General features: G+C 48.0%; 17 protein-coding genes and 2 tRNA genes. 6 read left to right on the top strand and 13 right to left on the bottom strand.

Annotation, left to right across the window (positions count from 1 at the left end):
* Positions 1-37 precede the first annotated feature (37 nt).
* Entirely contained in the window at positions 38-1,369 is a 1,332-nt protein-coding gene (locus tag M3080_RS07330; RefSeq protein WP_249092523.1) for an ATP-binding protein, read from the bottom strand.
* 317 nt (positions 1,370-1,686) lie between these two features.
* On the opposite strand from M3080_RS07330, the gene lpxK reads away from it, so the two are divergent.
* From lpxK to adk, 4 genes are all read left to right on the top strand, one after another.
* On the top strand, positions 1,687-2,697 hold the full coding sequence (lpxK, locus tag M3080_RS07325; protein WP_249092522.1) for a tetraacyldisaccharide 4'-kinase: 1,011 nt from the start codon (positions 1,687-1,689) through the stop codon (positions 2,695-2,697).
* Position 2,698: 1 nt separating this feature from the next.
* Positions 2,699-2,920 carry a Trm112 family protein gene (locus M3080_RS07320; protein WP_249092521.1) on the top strand — a complete coding sequence of 74 codons (222 nt, stop codon included), beginning with the start codon at positions 2,699-2,701 and terminating at the stop codon, positions 2,918-2,920.
* A gap of 1 nt (position 2,921) precedes the next feature.
* Entirely contained in the window at positions 2,922-3,692 is a 771-nt protein-coding gene (kdsB, locus tag M3080_RS07315; RefSeq protein ID WP_249092520.1) for a 3-deoxy-manno-octulosonate cytidylyltransferase, read from the top strand.
* A 104-nt stretch (positions 3,693-3,796) separates the two neighbouring features.
* A complete protein-coding gene (gene adk, locus M3080_RS07310; protein ID WP_249092519.1) occupies positions 3,797-4,450 on the top strand; it encodes an adenylate kinase in 654 nt (217 codons plus the stop codon).
* 70 nt (positions 4,451-4,520) lie between these two features.
* On the opposite strand, the gene M3080_RS07305 is transcribed toward adk, so the two are convergent.
* The 8 genes from M3080_RS07305 to tamA all read right to left on the bottom strand — a co-directional run bounded on the left by M3080_RS07305 (position 4,521) and on the right by tamA (position 14,822).
* Entirely contained in the window at positions 4,521-5,774 is a 1,254-nt protein-coding gene (locus tag M3080_RS07305; RefSeq protein ID WP_249092518.1) for a YihY family inner membrane protein, read from the bottom strand.
* Between the two features lie 99 nt (positions 5,775-5,873).
* Positions 5,874-7,295 (bottom strand): 23S rRNA (uracil(1939)-C(5))-methyltransferase RlmD, encoded by a 1,422-nt coding sequence (rlmD, locus tag M3080_RS07300; protein ID WP_249092517.1) that lies wholly within the window; start codon positions 7,293-7,295, stop codon positions 5,874-5,876.
* A gap of 109 nt (positions 7,296-7,404) precedes the next feature.
* Entirely contained in the window at positions 7,405-8,214 is an 810-nt protein-coding gene (locus M3080_RS07295) for a peptidoglycan DD-metalloendopeptidase family protein (protein WP_249092516.1), read from the bottom strand.
* Between the two features lie 43 nt (positions 8,215-8,257).
* Entirely contained in the window at positions 8,258-9,013 is a 756-nt protein-coding gene (gene surE, locus M3080_RS07290) for a 5'/3'-nucleotidase SurE (protein ID WP_249092515.1), read from the bottom strand.
* A 100-nt stretch (positions 9,014-9,113) separates the two neighbouring features.
* Positions 9,114-9,527 (bottom strand): YqaA family protein, encoded by a 414-nt coding sequence (locus M3080_RS07285; protein ID WP_249092514.1) that lies wholly within the window; start codon positions 9,525-9,527, stop codon positions 9,114-9,116.
* Complete coding sequence (locus M3080_RS07280; protein ID WP_249092513.1) at positions 9,527-10,120, bottom strand: flavin reductase family protein; 594 nt, start codon at positions 10,118-10,120, stop codon at positions 9,527-9,529. The genes M3080_RS07285 and M3080_RS07280 overlap by 1 nt, the downstream gene beginning before the upstream one ends.
* Positions 10,121-10,209: 89 nt before the next feature.
* Positions 10,210-13,086 carry an autotransporter assembly complex protein TamB gene (gene tamB / locus M3080_RS07275; protein ID WP_249092512.1) on the bottom strand — a complete coding sequence of 959 codons (2,877 nt, stop codon included), beginning with the start codon at positions 13,084-13,086 and terminating at the stop codon, positions 10,210-10,212.
* Entirely contained in the window at positions 13,083-14,822 is a 1,740-nt protein-coding gene (tamA, locus tag M3080_RS07270) for an autotransporter assembly complex protein TamA (protein ID WP_249092511.1), read from the bottom strand. Before tamA ends, tamB begins: the two co-directional genes overlap by 4 nt.
* 146 nt (positions 14,823-14,968) lie before the next feature.
* Between tamA and M3080_RS07265 the strand changes: the two genes are divergently transcribed.
* Entirely contained in the window at positions 14,969-15,859 is an 891-nt protein-coding gene (locus M3080_RS07265; RefSeq protein WP_249092510.1) for a DMT family transporter, read from the top strand.
* Between the two features lie 93 nt (positions 15,860-15,952).
* On the opposite strand, the gene M3080_RS07260 is transcribed toward M3080_RS07265, so the two are convergent.
* Positions 15,953-17,227, bottom strand: coding sequence for a pyridoxal phosphate-dependent aminotransferase (locus tag M3080_RS07260; protein ID WP_249092509.1), 1,275 nt, complete (start codon positions 17,225-17,227; stop codon positions 15,953-15,955).
* 110 nt (positions 17,228-17,337) lie between these two features.
* Here M3080_RS07260 and M3080_RS07255 point away from each other — a divergent pair, with 110 nt between their 5' ends.
* Positions 17,338-18,285 carry a LysR family transcriptional regulator gene (locus tag M3080_RS07255; RefSeq protein ID WP_249092508.1) on the top strand — a complete coding sequence of 316 codons (948 nt, stop codon included), beginning with the start codon at positions 17,338-17,340 and terminating at the stop codon, positions 18,283-18,285.
* 40 nt (positions 18,286-18,325) lie between these two features.
* Here M3080_RS07255 and M3080_RS07250 read toward each other — a convergent pair.
* The 3 genes from M3080_RS07250 to M3080_RS07240 form a co-directional block, all read right to left on the bottom strand.
* Positions 18,326-18,401: transfer RNA gene (locus M3080_RS07250), tRNA-Glu, on the bottom strand.
* Positions 18,402-18,413: 12 nt separating this feature from the next.
* Positions 18,414-18,489 (bottom strand) — tRNA-Ala (locus tag M3080_RS07245).
* A 60-nt stretch (positions 18,490-18,549) separates the two neighbouring features.
* Positions 18,550-19,797: a sodium/glutamate symporter gene (locus tag M3080_RS07240; protein ID WP_022473012.1), complete on the bottom strand. Its 1,248-nt coding sequence runs from the start codon at positions 19,795-19,797 to the stop codon at positions 18,550-18,552.
* Positions 19,798-20,451: the final 654 nt, after the last annotated feature.

The raw sequence follows: 20,451 nt of genomic DNA, 5'->3' as shown, positions 1-20,451 counted from the left end.
TCAATTAGAGAAAACAATACACTCGACACTTAAATATTTAAAGTTCATTAAGACTTAACCCACAGCAGTTGAGATGAAACTTTCGTAATTTAGGATTTTGTGTTAAAAAAGCCTCGGCCTTCACATATAGAGCCTGCAAATTAATTTTTTTATCATTTCTTTTAATCTCGAAAATATCCACTTTTTCTTCATCCATATTCACACCAATAAGGTCAATTTCATTCATACCTTTTCTATCCCACCATTGACCCAAATGTGTATAGCGCGACTCTGATCTAAACTTTTCCAAAAAATATTGTTCCAGCGCACGACCACTAAAAGTTTCATAATGGTTGAAAATGTTTTTCTTTATAGATTGAAAATTTCCCGCCCCTATCCGTTGAGGATCGTTTAAAAATGCAAACCAAAACATCAAGTACCGATCTGTCATTTTGAAACGGCTTTTCTTGTATGTATTTTCAGCAAAAAGCGGTTCATTACGACTAATCAGACTATAAAAGTTCTCAAGTTTCGCTAAATAACCACCAATGCTCTTGGAAACAAAATTCTGTAATTCTTCTCGTTTTGTGACTCCTTGAGCCATCTTTTGCAAAATTAAATAATAAACACCATATTCAGCTCGGAACTCATTGGCTAACATGACATTGCCTTCATTTAAGAAAAATGAAGTTGGATTAACCGCCACGTCGACCATTTCTTCGAGGTGTAAAGCTCCACGCTCCAAAAGGTATTCAATGTACTGTGCGACACCGCCCGTCATCACATAAAAAGCTAACAAATCGTCAGCACTATATTGATGGTTAAAATCCGACAGAATTTCTTTAATCTCATTGGGCGAAAAAGGGGAGAGTTTTATAATTCTGTCCACTCGTCCAAATAATGGTTGACTATAGTCCTCAAAAATATGCCTCATCGCAGAGGCTACTGATCCACAAAGAAACAACGCCACTGAACTATCTCGTTTGTTACGATCCCACAAAGCCTGCAATCTCCCCCAGAATGCTGGATCAACATCATCGATCTCTTGGCATTCATCCATGACGATATTAATCGAAGTTGTCTTGGCAACAGTAAATAGAAAGGCTAAAACATCAACGATACTTGTGCATGCCGGTAGATAATTTAATTGTAATTTCTGCTCAATTTCAGTTAAAAATTCTTTAACTAATACACTCTCAAGAGCATACGGATAAAAAACAAACTGAACAGTAGGCACTGCGGAGCCTTCCAAAGCCTGCTCAATTAAGCGGGTCTTTCCGATTCTGCGCCGACCGGTGACAACAATCATTCTTGAACTATGTTCTTTGTTTACCAATTCCAATTCTTCTTGAATAATCGAAAGTTCTGCTTTTCTACCGTAAAATTTCATCACCCTCTCCTTGCGTAACAGATGTTACGTAACGTACCGTTACGTAATACATATTACGCAAATAAAATCTCAAGGGCAAACTTTGATTTTTTTACCATCTTACGTTTCCCCTTTCGAATTAAATAGGCTTCCGACGAGTTTTCTCAACGGATTACTCTAAATTCCCAGAGTAACTAAAAAGTCCTCGCACTTTTCTACATATTTGCTAACATTGGTAGGTTAGCTTTTTTTGAAGCAGGTAGAGAAAAAACATATGTTTTCTGACAGTTCCGGTCCGACGGACCGAGAGTCATTTTTTCAAATAATCGGAGAATCTCATGCGCGCCACATTTGAGTCGTGGCTGCATCGCCAATGGACTAAACGCGGTCTTTTGGCTTGGGCCTTATCTCCTCTTTCCGTTGTATTCCTTTGTATTGCCCGCAACAGACGGATGAAAACAAAACCGCACCGTTTACCGGTCCCGGTTGTTGTCGTTGGCAATATCTATGTGGGCGGTACCGGTAAAACACCGGTTACCATTGCCCTCGTCAAAGAACTGGTCAAGCGTGGCTACCATCCCGGGGTCGTTTCTCGCGGTTTCGGCCGTAAAGAAGATGCTCCGCAAATGGTCTTACCCGATAGCCCCGCGGTTAATGTAGGTGATGAACCTCTCTTAATTGCCAGACAAACGCAGGTTCCGGTTGCTGTGGCCCGTGACAGAGTAGCAGCGGCATTACTGCTTTTAGATAAGCACCCTGAGTGTGACCTCATCATTTCCGATGACGGTTTGCAGCACTATGCATTGGCGCGTGATGTCGAACTCGCAGTGGTCGGTGCCAGAGGTTTGGGAAATGGCTGGGTGTTGCCCGCAGGTCCCTTGCGCGAACCCCCGTCCCGTTTGGATGAGGTTGACGCCATTGTTTTAAATGCAACGGAAGATTCATTTGATAGCCGCACACCCCGCTTTGCCGCAACGGCAACGCTCGGACGAGCCAAGTCCTTGGATGGCACGCGCTGTTTGAGCCTTGATGACATTGCTCAGATGAAAAAGCCTGTGCTTGCCGCAGCCGGCATTGCTGCGCCGGGACGATTCTTTGCCATGCTTCGTGCCCACGACATTGAAGGTCCGGAAATGGAATTGGGCGATCATTACGCCTTTGATGACAATCCCTTTAAGGACAGCAAGGAAGAATTCATTCTGATTACGGGCAAGGACGCGGTAAAGTGCCGTCAACACCCGGATATCGCTCAAGACCCGAGAATCTACACTGTCGAATATCTGGTCGATATTGATCCCTATCTGGTCGATCTCATTGAACACAAACTCAAAGAAAAGGCTCAAAAATAAAATGGCTCTTGATCCTCGATTAACCGCTACATTAGTTTGCCCTGTCTGCAAGGGGGCCATTGTTTGGGATGCGGAAAAATCTCTGTTGGTCTGTCCCCGTTGCAAACTGGCCTTTGAAGTCAAAGACAACATTCCCAATATGATTCCTGATGAGGCTAAAAAACTCTCCGATGAAGAAGCCGAAGAGTACGCTAAGCGCCTCTCCATTGTTCGCGGAGCATAAGATGACTGTCTTTTATGCCATTATTCCGTCTCGTATGAAGTCGACTCGGTTGCCTGAAAAGCCCCTTAAAGATATCGCTGGCCGCCCCATGGTCGTGCGGGTGGCTGAGCGCGCCAAGGCTTCCGGCGCAGCCGATGTGGTAGTTGCAACGGACCACGAAGATATTGTTAAAGCGTGTAAAACCCACGGTGTCAAAGTTGTTTTAACCTCACCCAACCATCCGACCGGTACTGATCGATTGGCAGAAACCGTGACGAAATTGGGGCTTGCAGACGATGCCATCGTTGTTAATGTGCAAGGTGATGAGCCGCTTATCCCAACTAATGTTGTACGCGAAGTGGCTGAGCTTTTAGCTGCGCATCCTGAATGTGAAATGGCGACTGCCGGTCACCCCATCGACAATATTGAAGAATTTTTAAATCCCAATGTTGTCAAAGTGGTTCGTGACGCTCAAGGTAACGCCATCACATTTAGCCGAGCCCCTATTCCTTGGCCGCGTGACGCATTCCGTGAAGACAAGACCCAATTGCCCGAAGGACTCGTTCCCCTTCGCCACATTGGCTTATACGCCTACCGGGTCAAATTCTTGAAGCGTTATCCCCAGTGGGAGCAGGCTCCCATTGAAAAGTGGGAAAGCCTGGAGCAACTTCGCGCGCTTTACTACGGAGTGAAGATCGCCGTGGCTATTTTGCCCGGTGCTTTACCCGCTGGCGTTGACACTCAGGAAGACTTGGAGCGCGTCCGTGAAGTTTTTGCACGAGGTGAAGCCTGAAATTTATCTTTTCGGTTAAACACAAGAACCGATAAGATGTCTACAATGAAATGGATAGTGTGACTCGAATCCCTTGAGTCATCGGAAGTAAACGAGGAGTTATTATGCGTTTGATTTTGATTGGACCCCCGGGTGCCGGCAAGGGCACGCAAGCCGCTTTCATTAAGGAAAAGTTCGGCATTCCCCAAATTTCAACGGGTGATATGTTGCGTGCGGCTGTTAAGGCTGGTACCCCTCTTGGTTTGGCCGCCAAGGAAGTCATGGATAAGGGCCAATTGGTTTCCGATGACATCATCATTGGTTTGGTGAAAGAACGTTTGACGCAACCCGATTGCGCCAACGGCTTCTTGTTTGACGGTTTTCCGCGCACGATTCCTCAAGCTGAAGCGCTTCAGGCTGCCGGCATCCCGATTGATTTTGTTTTGGAAATCGCTGTTCCTGATGAAGAAATCGTCACCCGTATGAGTGGCCGTCGTGTGGACCCGGTCTCCGGCCGCACCTACCACATCAAATACAATCCTCCCAAAGTGGAAGGTAAGGATGACATCACGGGCGATCCGTTGATCCAACGTGACGATGATAAGGAAGAAGTCGTTCTGAAACGTTTGAGCGTGTACCACGCCCAAACTGAAGCCTTGGTGAAGTTCTACGGTGATTTGGCTGCCTCGGGCGATGCCAGCGCTCCGAAGTATCGCAGCATCAGTGGCTTAGGTTCCATTGAAGAAATCAAAAACCGTGTGTTTGAAGCTTTGAAGTAATTTTGGCTCACCACATCAAAAGGGCGCAGACTCGGTTCACAGTTAACCTTACTTGCGCCCTTTTTTCCTATCAGTTAATCGGGTGAATAAAGCGTAGGGTTTCAACCATTGGGCGTTTCTTCCACTCTGCATCCGTTACCAAACAGTACCAGTCGTAGAGCGGTGAATTTTCCTTAGCTATGAGGCTATTGCTCGGATCAACCACCAACGCGTCAAACGCTGCGCCCAATGTTGTTGTTTGCGGCGAAACAAGCAAACTCCAATGTTCATCGTACTTACGATCATCCTGAAGTTTGCCAACGTAACCCACGTCTGCCAAACGTTCCAAAATGGCGCCTGCGGCTTCCGGATAAGAGTCCACCGACTTGCAAAGCACGTGAATGGAAACCGAAGGTTCTCCTTTTTCTTGAGCGAGCATCAGCTCATGCAACAGAGCCACACCGGTAATAAAATCATTGCCGGTTTTATTCATATCGCTGTATCGACCGCTTGTGAGCATCGGAATAGTCGCGGCGATAGCTGCTCCTGAAAGCACTAAAAGCCAAGAGAGGTAAATCCAAAGCAAAACCACGGGGATCAAAACAAAGGAACCGTAAATTGTTGTGAGAGGTCCCGTGCTTAAGTAGTAACTGAAGCTCCACTTAATCGCCACCCCCACGACCGTCACCAATAACCCGCCAACAAACGCATCCATCCATTTGACTTTGCAATTGGGCACATAGACGTAAAGGGCTGCGTACATCAGAGACTGCACCAAAAGCTGAATCACCATGAAAACCCAGCCGGGCAGCAGGCTTTCCACACCGAATTCAATTTGTGTGAGCACGTTGGTGAGCACCAAACTAAAGCCGATAGCAATCGGTCCCAATGTCAAAAGTGCCCAATAGATCAAAACGCGCTGCATCGCCGGGCGCATTTGTCTGACGTGGAAAATACGGTTTAGTGTTGCATCCACTGTGTTAATCAACATAAGTGACGTGATGGTCAAACCCGCCAAACCGAAAATCGTCAGCCCCTGCGCATGTTCAGCAAAAGACTTTACATAACCGATGATCTGCTGGCTATATACCTCGGGCAAAAGGCTGGAAAACAAAAGTTGCTCCATCTCAGCACGTCGTTCCGCAAAGGTCGGAAAAACAGCAAAGCTCACCAAAATCACGGCTACCAGAGGCACCAATGACAAAACAGAGGTAAGCGTCAATGATGAGGCCACTTGATTGAGCTGCGTCTCTTGAATGCGAATCCATACAAACTCCGCAAGCTCTTTCACCACTTCTTTGAATGGTCGCTGCTTGTAGTGACTGAGGTTCAGATCCCAATCCATAATTTATAAAGTTATCAAACAGATATCCATCATCATAACAAAAAAGCGGTCGATACAAGATCGTCTCTGATCTTTTAACCGACCGCATCAGCTGCACGCTTAAGCCACTTCTTGGGTAGCCTCAACCGTGCCCTCTGTCTCTACTTCTTTCTTTTCGGGTTTGGGACCGGGTTCCAATACCGCCATACTCTCAACGTGCGCCGTATGCGGGAACATATTCATGACGCCCGCGGCACGAATGTGCCAGCCGCCTTCATGCTGCAAAATCGCACAATCTCGAGCCAATGTGGCCGGATTACAAGAAACGTACACTACCCGAGGCGGACGTTTATCCGTGGCAGCCAACGTACGAGCCAATTCCAGAGCGCCTTCTCTGGGCGGATCAATCAACACGCGGTCAATACCGCCCAATTGAGCCCAAAGAGCATCCCAATCGTCCGTTGACCAGGTAAAGAGGTTGCGGGCGACAAATTGCGTTTTTTCAGCCAAGCCATTGTCGGCTGCTCCGGCTCTGGCGCGCTCAACCAACTGCTCACTGCCTTCAATCCCGACCACCGTCTTGGCACGCACGGCTAAGGGAAGCGTGAAGTTACCCAAACCGCAGAAAAAGTCCGCGACATGGTGTTCAGGCTTGACATCCAAGAGATTGATTGCACGAGAGACCATCGTTTCATTGAGGCGATGGTTAACCTGAGTAAAGTCCGTGGGTTTAAACGAAATGTGCACACCGAATTCTGGCAACTCAAGCTTTAAGGCCGTCAAATCACTTGCGTGCATCGGATAACATGAATCCGGCCCCTTGGGCTGCAACCAAACACTTACTCCATACTCAAGCGAGAAGGCTTCAAAAGCGGCCATATCGGCAGAGGTTGGCTCTTCCAACACTCTGAAAACAAGCGCAATCGCCCCATTGCCGCCCATGGCCACTTCAATTTGCGGCAGACGCTGACGAATGGATAGTTTTTCAACCAAACGGCGAAGAGGAATTAAAAGGTCGCTCACCGCGGGCGGCAAAATCTTGCACTCGGTCATATCGGCCACGTAACTTGATGAACGTTCATGAAAGCCCACCAATACGCCACCTTTTTTCTCCACGTCGCGGACAGTCAAACGCGCGCGGTGGCGATAGCCCCAAAACGGTCCATAGATCGGAGGCAAAATCGTCTCCGGCTTCACCTTTCCGATATGCCACAACGCATCAAGTAAAACCCGCTGTTTAATAGCAACCTGAGCACTGGGATCCAAATGCTGCATGGCGCAGCCGCCGCAACAACCGGGCTCAAGTCCGAAGTGCTTGCAGGCGGGTTTTACGCGCAAAGCCGATTCTTTTTCGATGGAAACAGCGCGTCCACACTCATAGCTATTTTTATTGCGAAAACGCTCATAGGTGACCGTTTCACCGGGAAGAGCGCCTTCTACAAAGACCACTTTGCCATCACGGTGCGCAACGCCTCGTCCATCCTGATCAAGCGATTCAATATCTACCGTAAACTTTTCAAGTACTTTAGGGGTTCTTGCCATTGGAAATATCCCTCAAAAAGAAGCGCCTGGTTCATACCCTATCGGAAAAATGTAAGCAGGCGCTAACGTTAAAGAAGGCAGCTTGCATTAAGCTGCCTGTGAAAATAATTTATTGCGGCAGGTATTCGACCGGATTGACCGGGCGATCATTGTGACGCACTTCAAAGAGCAGATTCACGCTATCGCTGTCGCTATTGCCCATCTTGGCGATGACTTGACCGTTCGTCACGTTATCACCACGCTTAACGAGCAATTCACTGTTGTGACCGTACACGGTGACAGCACCGGGACCGTGCGTGATGATAATCAACTTACCGTAACCGCTCACGTTCTCACCGATGTAGAGAACTCGACCGGCTGCAGCGGCGCGGACATCGTCTCCCATGTTGCCGGCAATTTCAATACCTTTGCTGTTTTCGTCACTGAATTGACGCAAAATTTGTCCACGAGCCACAGGCCACGACAAACGCGTATTGCCCAAAAGCTTTTGAGAACCCGTGGCCGTGGGTGCCGTGCCCGTCAAGGTCACACTGTCGCCAACGGGCTGAGCCGTCGTGGTTTGACCGCCGATCGTCACTTCAGAGGTGGACGGCATCGAAGCTTCAACCGCCAGATCGGTCACAGGCTGCGTGCGCGCTGAGGTCAGGCGCAACACCGTTCCGGGAGCCAACAACGTAGGATCCGTAATGCCATTGGCTTGGGCCAATTCGGTCGGATTGCAACCGTTGCGAGTGGCGATGCTATAGAGCGTATCGCCGGGTTGAACCGTATAGGTGTCGCCCGTCACGCTGACAGCGCCCGTTGTTCCGATACCTGTTGAACCTGTGCGGCTATAAATCGGCGCGCCCACATCCTGAAGAGCACAACCGGCCAACAGGCCCCCTGCCATCATAGCTACGACCAAAGCACGAAATTTCATATTCACTAACCTCAACTACTTGCGCATTGAAGCGCCAATTAAATCATTCTTCACGAGCAGTCAGCCACTGACCGACTGAACGAACGGCGGAATAATTGGTTAAATCCACCTGCAACGGGGTCACCGAAACGGCATTGTGCTCAACAGCCCAAAAGTCCGTTCCTTCCGCTCGATCCTTTGGCTTGCCGGCCGCACCAACCCAATAAATCGGAAAACCGCGGGGGCTGACCTCTTTGATCACGCTTTCAGCATGATGTCTTCTTCCCAAACGCGTTGCCACCACTCCCTGCAATTGAGACAAGGGCAAATTCGGAATGTTGACATTCAAAAGCTGCGGCTCGCCGTCCTTTTTGCGTTCCAGGAAACGCTCAACGATGCCTTGAGCCATTGTCGCCGCATCCTCCAAGTGCGCCCAACCGCGCTCAATTTGAGAAAAAGCAATGGAATCAATTCCGAAAAGGTAGCCTTCAATGGCCGCGGCCACGGTCCCGGAATACATGGTGTCTTCACCCATATTCTGACCGCAATTAATGCCGGAGAGCACCAAATCGGGCAATTCATCCAAAAGCCCAGTGAGTGCCAGGTGCACGCTGTCACTGGGCGTACCGTTTACAGCAAAAACACCCGGCTCCACTTCCTGCACCTGCAGCGGTCGCGTCAGCGTTAACGCATTGCTCGTACCGCTTTGATTAAATTCCGGCGCCACCACCGTCACGTACCCGAAACGTCTCATGGCTTTTGCCAAAGCTCGGATACCCGGAGCGGAATAACCGTCATCATTGGAAATCAAAATTCTCATGTAAATCCTTATCTATGCGGTCTGATTTTATTCATTTTTACAGCCCACAATAACTTTCTGAATCATATCGCATCAGGGCGTCTATTGCGATGCCATTTTGTTAGAAAAGTTGAGCAAATCCAAAGGCTAAGGCAGCGTAACGAGAAGCCTTGCCAATAAAAATAAATAAAAGACTTTTCAACCAGGAAATACGAAGCCAACCTGCCGCCAATGGCAAGGCATCCCCCACTAGAGGAAGCCATGCGAAAAGAAGAGCCCAAACGCCCCAACGAGTCAGCCAATCAATAGCTTTACCAGAGACTTTTTTAGGAAATAGTCGACCGATGATGTAACTTGTCATGGACCCCAACGTGTTGCCAATCGTTGCGACGGCAACAGCGACCGTGATTTCATCCGGCCAGGCGTGAACGAGCGCAAGCAAAACAGCTTCGCTTGCGCCCGGAAATAGTGTTGCGGAGACAAAGGCGGAGGTAAAAAGCCCCGCCATGGCCTCATATAAAGTGAGCTCCGGCATTAATCCTCTTCGGGCAAGATGCCTTCAATCACAAGCGGCTCGCCGATTGTATAGAAGTGACCGCCAGCCACGTAGTGAAGTGTCCTAAGTTCAGCCGGAGCAGTTTCAAAGTGCCAGTGGCCGTTTGAAAACACTCGCGTATCAGACCAAGCCGCCACACACTCACCGATAAAAAGATCGTATTGGTTTTGATTGTGAGGCTCGGACAAAATCTTAAAGATCATCCAAGCGGCGCACCCTTCAACAAGCGGTATGTCGTATCCGGGCATCGTAAAAAGCTTGGCTCCGCTTTTTTCAACTTTATCCGGCATATCAAATTTACTGACCGCGCCCAGGCGCATTGTTTCTTTCACAATAGCCGCTGTCGGCAACTGAAGTGAGAAATAGCCGCTTTTTTCCATCAAGGGACGCGTAAAGTGTGAGCTGTCAATAACCACCGTTGCTTTGGTAGGCGCCAAATCCAATGCGCAAGCCCATGTGGCAGGCATAATGTCCGAGACTCCGTCAAAGCTTGCCGACACAAGCGTTGTGCCGCCGACATTTAGCAACCGATAAGCCTTATCAATATCAACTTCAGCCACAAAGGGACACATCTTTCTCTCCTCAAACAAATCGCTTTGCTAAAAGTTTAGCAACGAACGATCAGCCCGTCCTGCCAATCTTTGCCGAATTTTTGCCCGAATTAGAACTCAAAAGAGTACAAAACATCCAACGCTTGATCGACGCCGGAGGCCGCCTCCACATAAAGTCTCGGGATCACACGATAGCGAAGCGTCAAAGTCGCCAATGAATCAAAAAGCCCCACCGCGTACTTCACTTTAAGACCGGGCAAAATGTAGCCGCTCACCGCCACTTTGGAGCTGTCTCCAACCCCTTCGGTATCAACACCCAAACCACTGATGCCGACCGCGTCACCCAAACTTTCAATGGCGCGGCTGCCTTGGCTTAAACCGAGATTAATCAGAGCCGACGTGATCATGGAGTTATCATCTTCGCCTGCGGGATCCAGCCCTTCTCCACGCATCAAGTAGCTGAGGGATTCTGTCTGACTTTTTTCGGGTTCGGTAAAGATCGTCACTTCCGGCATCTCCGCTTGTCCGCTCACACGGATTCCCGCGATCACATCATCGGCCGTCTTATCCGGATTACGAATAGCTTCCAAATTAATCAATGGATTATCGGCAGAGCCCGCGAACATGAATTCTCCGCGCCTGACGATTAAATCTTGCCCATAGGCTTTAAATTGTCCGTGAGGAACATTGATTTGACCCGTTAAACCCAACTTGCCATTATTTTGGACAACATGAAGTCTGCCTGTCATTTTGGCTTTCAGCCCCATGGCCTCAACGCGTACATCATCGCCAATATTGACAAATAGGTTGCTTTCAATGGGAATGGCTTCAGCATTGTCCGACGACTTTGGTCTGGGACGATCTAAGCGCACGGTATCGGCGCTCACGTCCGTGGCCGACGGCGGCAGTTCAAAAACCTTCACACGAGCCCAAGGCAAATCGATCAAACCATTTAAAGTAATTTTCTTAGCGCTTGCCTCACACTGCACATCCGTTGTCAAGTCAAATTCAACCGCTGGGGGCATCGTCACACGCATTTTCACGCCCTTGGCGGCAATTCTCGTGCGGCCTTGAGCCAACGTCTTCCAATCGGCATCACCCTGCAGCGTCAAACCGCCTTTAGGCGTTTTCAGCTCTCCTGAAAGCGTGCTCTTATTGCCGTCAAAAGCCAATTCAAAAGAACTCGGAAGCATTTCAAAGGGTAACTTTGTACTGTCAACACGCAATTGACGGATGCCGGTCTTACCAAATAACTGTGGTTCAGCAAGGCTGCCGGCTAATTTCAACTCACCGTAAATCGTTCCTTCAGCCGTTTCACCGGGAGAAAGCAGCGAATTAAAAAGTGAAGCTGAGAGATTTTCGATTTTGACTTCACCGGCCAAGTGCCGGCGCTTCACCGGATCAATGATATCGACGTTACCTGAAAGCGATCCGTTTTGGGTTATTTTCACCATCCACTTCGAGTTAATTTTTTCACCATTGCTGGTCAAACCCAAACGAATGGAATCAAAACCCATCACAAAGTCACTTTGCTCGAGCATATAGCGTGTCGAAAGCGTTTGACCGCTTACCGTTACCGTTCCGCTCGGCAAACCTTCAAATCCTTGAGGAACCGTCAGTGCGGCATCCGCCTTCACAATGCCTGACGCCTCAAATTGTCCGGGCATATAGCGCTTGAAAAAGCCTAAATTGAATTTCTCAAGTGCTACGTTAAGATTAAAAGCGTTCTTATTGAGTAAATCCAGGGCCAAATCGTTTCGCAAACAAACAAGAGCGTGCGGGTGAATCAAGCAGAACTGACCAACATCAAGAAGCAGCCCGTTGGTGTTAAACGCCACGGGCATTGGGGCCTGAAGAGACACAGGACCGTAACCGGTTTGCACTGTAAGAGCATTAAGCGCCCCTTTCCAAGCATCCATGGAATCGTTTAATGCGCCGAAGAAAGTAGCCTTTAATTGGAAAAGCCGAGACTTCGTGTCGATTTTTAATTCGTGAGCGTTTTGGGTGCCGGCGAGATTGGCATTAAAACTGTCTACAAAAAGCCCCGGCAAAGCGATGCCGTTTACAGCCAAACGAGCGCCGCCCGAAACATTTTCTTCCGCGCTCATGGCGCCGGTTAAACGAAGCGTATTGACGGAGACTCCCTGGGCTGACAAATCCCGAACCGTCATATCGGCATTAATCAAAGGCATTAAAACGGGGCCTCTGACCTGCAGTCTGCCCTTGGCGCGTCCTTTGACATCCTTAACCATTTCAGAGAAATTCGCCGCATCAATATGCAGGGCTAAATCAAGGTTGGGCACAGCGGCATGAAAACGTATATCCCCTTTCACATCGACTTTGTTATCACCCAAGTGCATGGCAACATCTGACAAATGCAAAAGTTTTCCGCCTTGTCGCGTGCTGACAGCCCCCTTAACGGTAAGGGGATAATTCTGCCAAGTTCCTGTCAGATCAATAGTGGGGACATCAATGCCGTCGCCCGTCCAGTGAAAGGCAGATTGAAGGGCTTTCAAATTAAGCGCCTGTCCGTCTATGTCGACCGCAATGTCTTTAAAGGCAATGCTTTGAATATGCACGGGTAATGGTGCCTGAAGGTCCGTTTGAAGTGTCGTTGTTCTATTTTTTTCAGATTCTGAAACTTTTTCTTCCGCTGATGGAAACTGAGCGCTTTGCACTGTGCTTTGGACATTTTGGACGTAGAAGTCATGGACAACCGCTTCACCGGAAAGCAGTTTATTGAAGTCTATATGCCAGCCGAAGTCACCCTTAAAGCGCAATCCGGGTTGCTCCCAAACAACCTCTTTTGCATCCAAACTTAACAGGCTGCCGCTAAAGGTCCCTTGAGTCAGTTGCGGTAAATGATCTTTTGCCTGATTGACCAAAAAGTGAAGACCGGGAGCCGTCGCCAATAGAAATCCCATGGCGGCACAAAGAACGGCAAACACACACAATAGGACCAATGCAATAATCTTAACCGCTCTCATAGTTCAGGCCCCAATCCGATATAAAACTGCACATCGTGCTTATCAGGATCACCCACGGGGGTTGCGATATCCAGCTTGATCGGTCCCAAGGGAGACTGCCAACGCACGCCAACACCCACACCCTTTTTCCAATCCTGGTTATTGAAATTATTAACCGCCTGACCGATATCGAAGAAAACGGCACCCCACCAGTTACCGGTCACGCGGTATTGATATTCAAAGCTACCCGTCACCAATTTCTCAGCACCGGTCAAATCGCCGTTTTCATCCTCCGGCGAAATTGATTCATATTTATAACCGCGAACACTTCTGTCGCCGCCCGCAAAGAACCGTAAATCCGGCGGCACCTGCTCGAAATCATCCGTTTGAATCCAACCGAGGTGAGAGCGCAAAACAAAGCGATGACGATCAGCAAACGTTTTGATTAAAGCGTGCTGCGCTTCTAACACCACAAAATCAATATCAGAACCCCACGTAGTATTGGACCAATCAATGGTGTAGCGCTGCGACAGTCCCCAAGTCGGCATCAAACCGCCAAGTGTTGTTGTTTTTGAAAAAGTCACACCAGGGTAAATCAACATAGTTTTGTCACTGATTTCACCCTGATCGAAGTCATCAATCGACCAACGCAAATGCACATCCCGCTGCCATCCCTCATAGGGCGCCCAATGACGGGAAATCATGGCTGAAGCTGAATCGGATTTGGTGTCGTTTAAGTCTTCTTTTTTGATACCGCCCTGTATCACCCAATAGTGTTCAAGCGCACTTTTTTCAAGCGGAATCTTGTAGCTCACATCGGCCAACTGCTCTTTAGAAGAAAGCTCAGTTGACGCTTCAAGACTGTGCCCAGAATCATTTAACCAGGGCTTTCGCCAAGTTACCGATCCTCTGGGCCCCACATCCGTTGAAAAGCCCAAACCGGTTTCAACGGCGTTTTCTTTTTTCGGTGTCACGTTGGCATAAACAGGTAAAGACTTGTCGGGGCTGCCGCGTCCCGAAAAAATATCGGGAGAAACAACGACGGAATTAAACCATCCGGTTGCCGATAAGCGTCTGTTTAATTCTGAAATATCGTCCGAGGTATATGGATCACCTTTTTTAAAAGGTAGCAAGTTAACCAAGATGGGTTCTCTGATTTGACTGCCGGTAAAGCGAATATCACCGAAACGGTAACGAGTCTTTGCATCGTAATCAAACGTCCAGTACGCTTTATTTTCAACGGCATCCACACCCAATTCGCTTGTCACAAACTCACCGTCAAAGTAGCCATGTCGGATCGCCGCGCGCTCAATTGACGATTTAAAACTTTCATACTCCCCATGATTCAGTTGCCGACCTTTTTTAGGAAGATTGTCTTTCAAAGCTTCGAAAACTTCGTCATGTTTAGCTTCACCCCTGATGGTCAAGGATGTCGCAGCAACACGCGCGGGTTTCCCTAAATGTATTTTCGCAACCAATACAGCGGGCTTCTTTCCTTTTGGCTCTTGCCAGGTGTAGTGAATGATGCTTTGATAAAAGCCAAGCGCCTGCAATGCTCTCTTTATCGCTCGATCAACCTGCGCGCGGTAAGTTTGTCTGACTTCCGTAAAGCTGTTTTCTTTAACCGGCTGCAGTAATGCGTCAACATTTGAGCGCACCTCCCCCGAGATCCCCTCAACCTTCACATCAAAAGCGTGGGCACTTTGTGACAAAGCGCCTAAAAGGGCCGCTACTGTCGCCAATCGTCGAAAATTCATTACAAAAAACGCTTTTAAAACAATAGGTTTGATTTTAATTGATCTTATCTTTCTTTGATACTTTCTGAACAAGCCGCTGACATCAATTTTGGCGCGAATGGTTTTAACAGGCATACAATGAACTAATCTTTTGTTGAGCTTATTTTATGGAAATCAAAACTCTCAAAGGCATTACCCTTGCTTCCACAGCCGGTATTTGTTGGGGGTCCATGGGAGTAGCAGCCCAGTATTTAATGGCTGAATGCCATTTTACCGTGTTAGATCTGACATCCATTCGCTTGTTGGGTGCCGGCATTCTTTTGGTGCTGCTTGATATTTTTTGGAATCGAACCAAACATATCAAAGCGGTCTTTGAGAAAGAAAATCTCAAAGATATTGTCATCTATGGATTTGCGCTTCTTTGCTCACAATCGACCTTCTTCTTATCGATTTCAAGCTCCAATGCGGCGACGGCCACCATCATGGTGCTCACCTCTCCGCTATTTATCATTGCCTACTTAGCGATCGCCCACCACCGTCGCATTAAATTGTTGGAAATGATTTGTCTGCTTTTGGCGATGATTGGGGTACTGCTTATCATCACCAAAGGCAATTGGAACACAATGGATTTGTCTATTGCAGGCGTTGGCTGGGGCTTGGCTTCTGCAATGCTCGGAGCCGTTGGAACAATTCAACCGGGACGTGTCGTCAGAAAACTCACCGTCTTTCCCGTTATCGGTTGGGCCATGACTTTTAGCGGTGCGGCGGCCTGTTTGTACAACAATCCGCTGGAAACTGATGTACTGTGGAACACCATGGGCATTGTGTGTTACCTGCATATTGTGCTCTGCGGAACCATTGTTTCCTTTTGTTGTTTTCTCAAAAGCATGGAATTCATCGCTCCGCCCATTGCTTCGATGCTCACATGCTTTGAACCCCTATCCGCAGTCGTCCTTTCTGTTGTACTTCTTGGAGCTACTTTCGGCGTCACAGAAGGCATTGGAGCCGTCTGTATCCTGATGACGGTTTTCTTACTGGCAAGGGCCCGTTCAGGTTAGTTGAAAAATTACTTTTTTAAGGCATGCGCTCGTTTGCGAGCAAGCAAAGAAAAGAGAGCCGGGCAACGATTAACTTTTGCCCGGCCCGATTAATTAACGGTGTTCCGCAATCACTTGGGCGATTCTTTCCAGAGCCGTCTTAATCGTCTGACGATTAGGACCGTAGGAGAAGCGCACCCAATGACGATAAGGTTCATTAGTCGGACGCACACGGAAGGGTCTTACGTCAAAGAAGTGACCCGGAACCGTGATGACTTTCTTTTGCAAACAAGCATGGAAGAAGTAATCTGCGTCAGATAATTTCCCCGGCAGATTTTCAATACTTGCCCACAAGTAGAACGTGCCCAACGGCTGATTGGCAGGCGTATGAATGCCCAACTCCGCCAAGCCTTCCATCATCATCTTGCGCTTAACGGCAAATTCCTTACGCGTGGCCAATAGTTCTGCTTCAGCGTGTCCTTCAGCCAACTCTTCAATGACCCCGCGTTGAACCATCGTGGACGGGCCTCCATCAACAGCGCTCGCAGCACGATTAATCATTTCGATCAAATACTTCGGACCGATCGCCCAACCTGCACGCCAACCAGGATAACGGAATCCTTTTGTTAAACCGTCAAAAACAATAACCGGATCACGATTAATGTCCTTCACATAAGGCAAGGCAGAAACGGCTTTTTCAGCGGGGGATCCATCTTCGTTATAAGAGAAGGTGGCATAGAATTCGTCCGCGCCCAATAGACAATTTTCTTTTCTGGCTGCGTTGATATAGCGATCCATCGCTTCATCTTTAATCACCTGCCCGGTCGGGTTGCAGGGATTGGAGAAAACAAAAGCGTTGGGACGCACGTCATGCATAAAATTTTCAAAACGCTCCACCGGCACGGTAAAACCATCTTTTTCTTCTGCACGCAACTCAATCAGTTCACAGTTGTGGCGAAGAGGATAGAGATAATCCTCATAAGCGGTATAGTCCGGATTTTTATAGGCAATTCGGGCGCCGTCTTTGAAGATACTGTAAAGACGCGTTAAAGCCAGGCGGCCGCCGCAGACAAAACTCACGTTTTCAGCCGTGTATTGACTCATGCCCTTACGATAGGTGCGGTTAACCCAATCGGCAATGGCTTCTCTGACTTCAAGCGTTCCGCCGACAGGACCGTAGGCCGCATCGCTGGGTTGAAGTTTTAAGCTTTCGATACGATCGGGAGCGCCTTCAATGGTGCCCACTTCCGGCTGACCTTGCCCCACATTGCACCAATCAGGGTGACCGTTATAAAAGCCTAATTTAGAGGCTTCGTTTACTGTCCAAATCACCCCCATATACGGTACGTATCGCACCATCGGAAAATCTGTACTGCCGTATTCTTCCATCACAATTCTCCTAGTGAATTTCGTTTTGATTATTGTAGGTAGAAGAAAACAAAAAGAGAATGACAGATCTTTAAACTATAATTGTTAAAAAGACAATTAATGCAAAAATTATGAAGAAAGTTGACAACCTTTTGGCCTGGAAGGTTTTGCTCAGCATTGCTGATTTAGGCTCACTTAAGCTGGCGGCAGAAAAGCTTTGGATTGATCCGCCTCTGGCTTCCCGAATGTTGGCAAATCTGGAAGACGAACTCGGCATTTTTCTTCTTGACCGTCGCTCACGCCCTGCTGTTTTAACAAAAGAAGCCAAAGAAATTCTGCCGTCTGTCAGTCAATTAATACAAAGCCATGAAGCGCTTCTTTCTTTAACTCAAAACCTACGAAAAGATCACGATCCCAAGGCTCGTCGGACGCTGCGTATATCGCTGCCCGTCAATATGGACCGAACGCCTATTCTTTCTGCCTTACTTGACTATGAATCGTTGCATCTCGGGGTTCATTTCGAAATTTTGGCTGACCGCGGACTAAAGGCTCTTTTAAACCGACAAACCGATTTGTCCTTTTGCTTTTACTCTTCCGATCAACCGGAATTGTACGGGACATTCGTGGATGATTTTTACACCTTCTTATTGGCCAGCCGCTCTTTTTTGAAAAAACATCGCTCGCCCGAGATGCCAGAGGATTTAATTCATTGCCCTATTCTGCTGCGCTACCCCTACAGCCCCTACTACGCTGACTTTATTGAAAACGGGGAAACACAATTCAAATTACGCCATTGTCAAAAGATTAATTACGGTGATGCAACGGCCTGTAAAGAAATGCTCCTTGCGGGAGCTGGCATTGCCATTGATCTCAACCTCGGCATGGTGCGATCTCAACTTCAAGACCAATCGGTTGTTGCTGTCATGCCAAAGTGGCATCGCCCCGTGGCACGAGCCCATGTGTACTGCCGCTCTGAAAACAAAAACAGTCCTTTATACCAAGAGGTGTTGAAATTGATTGTTGAAAACGGCAACTCGGATCTCACCAGTCCGTGGCGGCAGTTTGCCAAGCAATTTTAGGCAACAAAAAAGCAACCCAGAAGGTTGCTCATTGGAAAAGTGGCGTCCCCACGGGGATTCGAACCCCGGTACCGACCGTGAAAGGGTCGTGTCCTAGGCCTCTAGACGATGGAGACGCTATCTAACTGTGGTGGAGGTAAGCGGATTCGAACCGCTGACCCCTTGCATGCCATGCAAGTGCTCTACCAACTGAGCTATACCCCCGAAGAGAGAATGCATTGTATAGAGCACTTATCAAAAAATCAAGACCCTTACGAAATTTTTTTAGAGTGTTCCCATGTAGGTAATAATGACCGCATTAATCAAATCAATCAAGAACGCGCCGACTAAACTGACTATGAGCCAAGCCCGGGCGTTGGAACCATATTTTTCAGACAAGGCCTGCATAACCGCCAAACCGTTTGCGGTCGAACCCATCGAAAAACCGACACCGCCAACACTTAACATCACCGTGTCATAGTTCTTGCCGAAAAGTAAGAAGATGAAAAACCATGAGAAAACCAGCACCAAGACGGCTTGAGCGAGCAAAATCACCAACATCGGAATAGCCAAATTAACCAATTCAGCTAATTTCAAGCTATTAACTGCCATGGTCACAAAAAGCACCAAACTAATGTCCGCGACAGCATTAAGACCAACACCGTCAATTCGCACCGTCTTTGTGCAATCGATCACATTCCGAACAACCGCCGCCACAATCATGGAACCGATATAAGCAGGAAGCGTAATGATTTGTCCCAAAAAGTCCGAGACAATCCCACCCAATGCCATACAAATGGCCACAATACCACCGGCTTTCATCAGTTCATCGGTAAAGGACGGTTTTTGACCGGCTTCTTTAGCCACAATATCGGCCTGCAGATCACCAGGCATCCGCAGAGGCGGTTCCGGTGTTGGCACGGATTGCGGAGTAACGATCTTGTATTTGCGAATCAGCCATTCACCAAAGGGACCGCCCAAAATCAATGCGGCCGCCATGCCAAATGTTGCCGATGTGATCGCCACAGCCGTTCCGCCGGTGATGCCGTACGTTTCTTCAAAATAAGGTCCAAAAGCAGCCGATGTTCCCAAGCCACCCATCATGGAAACCGCACCGGTCAAAATCCCATAGTGCTTATCAAGCCCCATAAAGCTGGCAAGTGACATACCCAGCACGTTTTGCAAAACCGCCAAAACAGACACGGCGATTAAGAAACCCACCAAAAGCTTTCCGCCTTGTTTAACCACTTTGACACTGGCCATCATCCCAATTGTTGTGAAAAAAGCGAGCATCAATAGGGTTTGCAAAGTGGAATCAAAATGGACTAGAAGAATGCCGCAGCCTTGTAAAACAGAAAGAATAACGGCCAAAATCATGCCGCCCACAACCGGACTGGGCATAGACAAACGCTCAAGAATCGCTACCTTGGCTTTAACCCAAACACCTAAGTAATAGGTCACTACTGCTAAAGCCAAACTCTGAATCATGTTGATGTTTAGCACCCATATACCATTTTCAAACGCAATGTCCATCTTGACCTCCCAAATGTAAATGCGGAAGTTGGTTTTTGATTTATAACAATAACGCGCCTGTAATGCCGTGGGAAGCTCTGTATTGCGTGGAAATGCTTAGATTATTTGAAATCCAATTGAATATTTTTAGATACCCTCAGAGCTTTTGCTTAAGCAAAACCGCCCTGACCATTACCTTTTTTGATTCTTCAAGCTATCCCGGACCATGTTGCAAAAGATCTTACTTGCATGACTCTGGTAGACGTGATCATTCCATGCAATGACGACTGTTTGAATCGGTAAAACTCCTTCCATACTCAAGAATCTACATCTATTTCTTGCCTCATAGGGCCCAACCAATGTTTCTTGACAAACGGCCGTGCAAATCCCAGAAGCTACGAATTCCAACCGAGTTCCCAATTGTCTGACATCCATGTTCAGTTCGCGGAAATTTCGCCCGACTACTTTAGATAAAAGAGCGGTTCTCTCATGGTGTAAAACGGTCTTTGACATCCACCTCGCCGTGAACGACGAGGATTCCCTACTGTGTCAGTGGCTTGCGCCACTGATCACTTCGATGGGTTCCTGCTGCTGACCCGCGCAATGGACTGTCTCCATCCGCTGATTCACTTGAGCTCGGCCTACTTCGCCGAGCTCCCCACAGGCTGACATGCA

The organism is Parasutterella secunda, from assembly GCF_023336895.1.
GTDB classification, from domain to species: domain Bacteria; phylum Pseudomonadota; class Gammaproteobacteria; order Burkholderiales; family Burkholderiaceae_F; genus Aphodousia; species Aphodousia faecalis.
Note: the sequence above shows the minus strand (reverse complement) of the source record. Positions and strands in the feature narration are given on the sequence as shown.

Excerpts from the sequence above, each read along its gene's own strand:
- M3080_RS07330 (WP_249092523.1), bottom strand. The coding sequence starts at position 1,369 with ATGAAATTTTACGGTAGAAAAGCAGAACTTTCGATTATTCAAGAAGAA.
- lpxK (WP_249092522.1), top strand. The coding sequence starts at position 1,687 with ATGCGCGCCACATTTGAGTCGTGGCTGCATCGCCAATGGACTAAACGC.
- M3080_RS07320 (WP_249092521.1), top strand. The coding sequence starts at position 2,699 with ATGGCTCTTGATCCTCGATTAACCGCTACATTAGTTTGCCCTGTCTGC.
- kdsB (WP_249092520.1), top strand. The coding sequence starts at position 2,922 with ATGACTGTCTTTTATGCCATTATTCCGTCTCGTATGAAGTCGACTCGG.
- adk (WP_249092519.1), top strand. The coding sequence starts at position 3,797 with ATGCGTTTGATTTTGATTGGACCCCCGGGTGCCGGCAAGGGCACGCAA.
- M3080_RS07305 (WP_249092518.1), bottom strand. The coding sequence starts at position 5,774 with ATGGATTGGGATCTGAACCTCAGTCACTACAAGCAGCGACCATTCAAA.
- rlmD (WP_249092517.1), bottom strand. The coding sequence starts at position 7,295 with ATGGCAAGAACCCCTAAAGTACTTGAAAAGTTTACGGTAGATATTGAA.
- M3080_RS07295 (WP_249092516.1), bottom strand. The coding sequence starts at position 8,214 with ATGAAATTTCGTGCTTTGGTCGTAGCTATGATGGCAGGGGGCCTGTTG.
- surE (WP_249092515.1), bottom strand. The coding sequence starts at position 9,013 with ATGAGAATTTTGATTTCCAATGATGACGGTTATTCCGCTCCGGGTATC.
- M3080_RS07285 (WP_249092514.1), bottom strand. The coding sequence starts at position 9,527 with ATGCCGGAGCTCACTTTATATGAGGCCATGGCGGGGCTTTTTACCTCC.
- M3080_RS07280 (WP_249092513.1), bottom strand. The coding sequence starts at position 10,120 with ATGTGTCCCTTTGTGGCTGAAGTTGATATTGATAAGGCTTATCGGTTG.
- tamB (WP_249092512.1), bottom strand. The coding sequence starts at position 13,086 with ATGAGAGCGGTTAAGATTATTGCATTGGTCCTATTGTGTGTGTTTGCC.
- tamA (WP_249092511.1), bottom strand. The coding sequence starts at position 14,822 with ATGAATTTTCGACGATTGGCGACAGTAGCGGCCCTTTTAGGCGCTTTG.
- M3080_RS07265 (WP_249092510.1), top strand. The coding sequence starts at position 14,969 with ATGGAAATCAAAACTCTCAAAGGCATTACCCTTGCTTCCACAGCCGGT.
- M3080_RS07260 (WP_249092509.1), bottom strand. The coding sequence starts at position 17,227 with ATGGAAGAATACGGCAGTACAGATTTTCCGATGGTGCGATACGTACCG.
- M3080_RS07255 (WP_249092508.1), top strand. The coding sequence starts at position 17,338 with ATGAAGAAAGTTGACAACCTTTTGGCCTGGAAGGTTTTGCTCAGCATT.
- M3080_RS07240 (WP_022473012.1), bottom strand. The coding sequence starts at position 19,797 with ATGGACATTGCGTTTGAAAATGGTATATGGGTGCTAAACATCAACATG.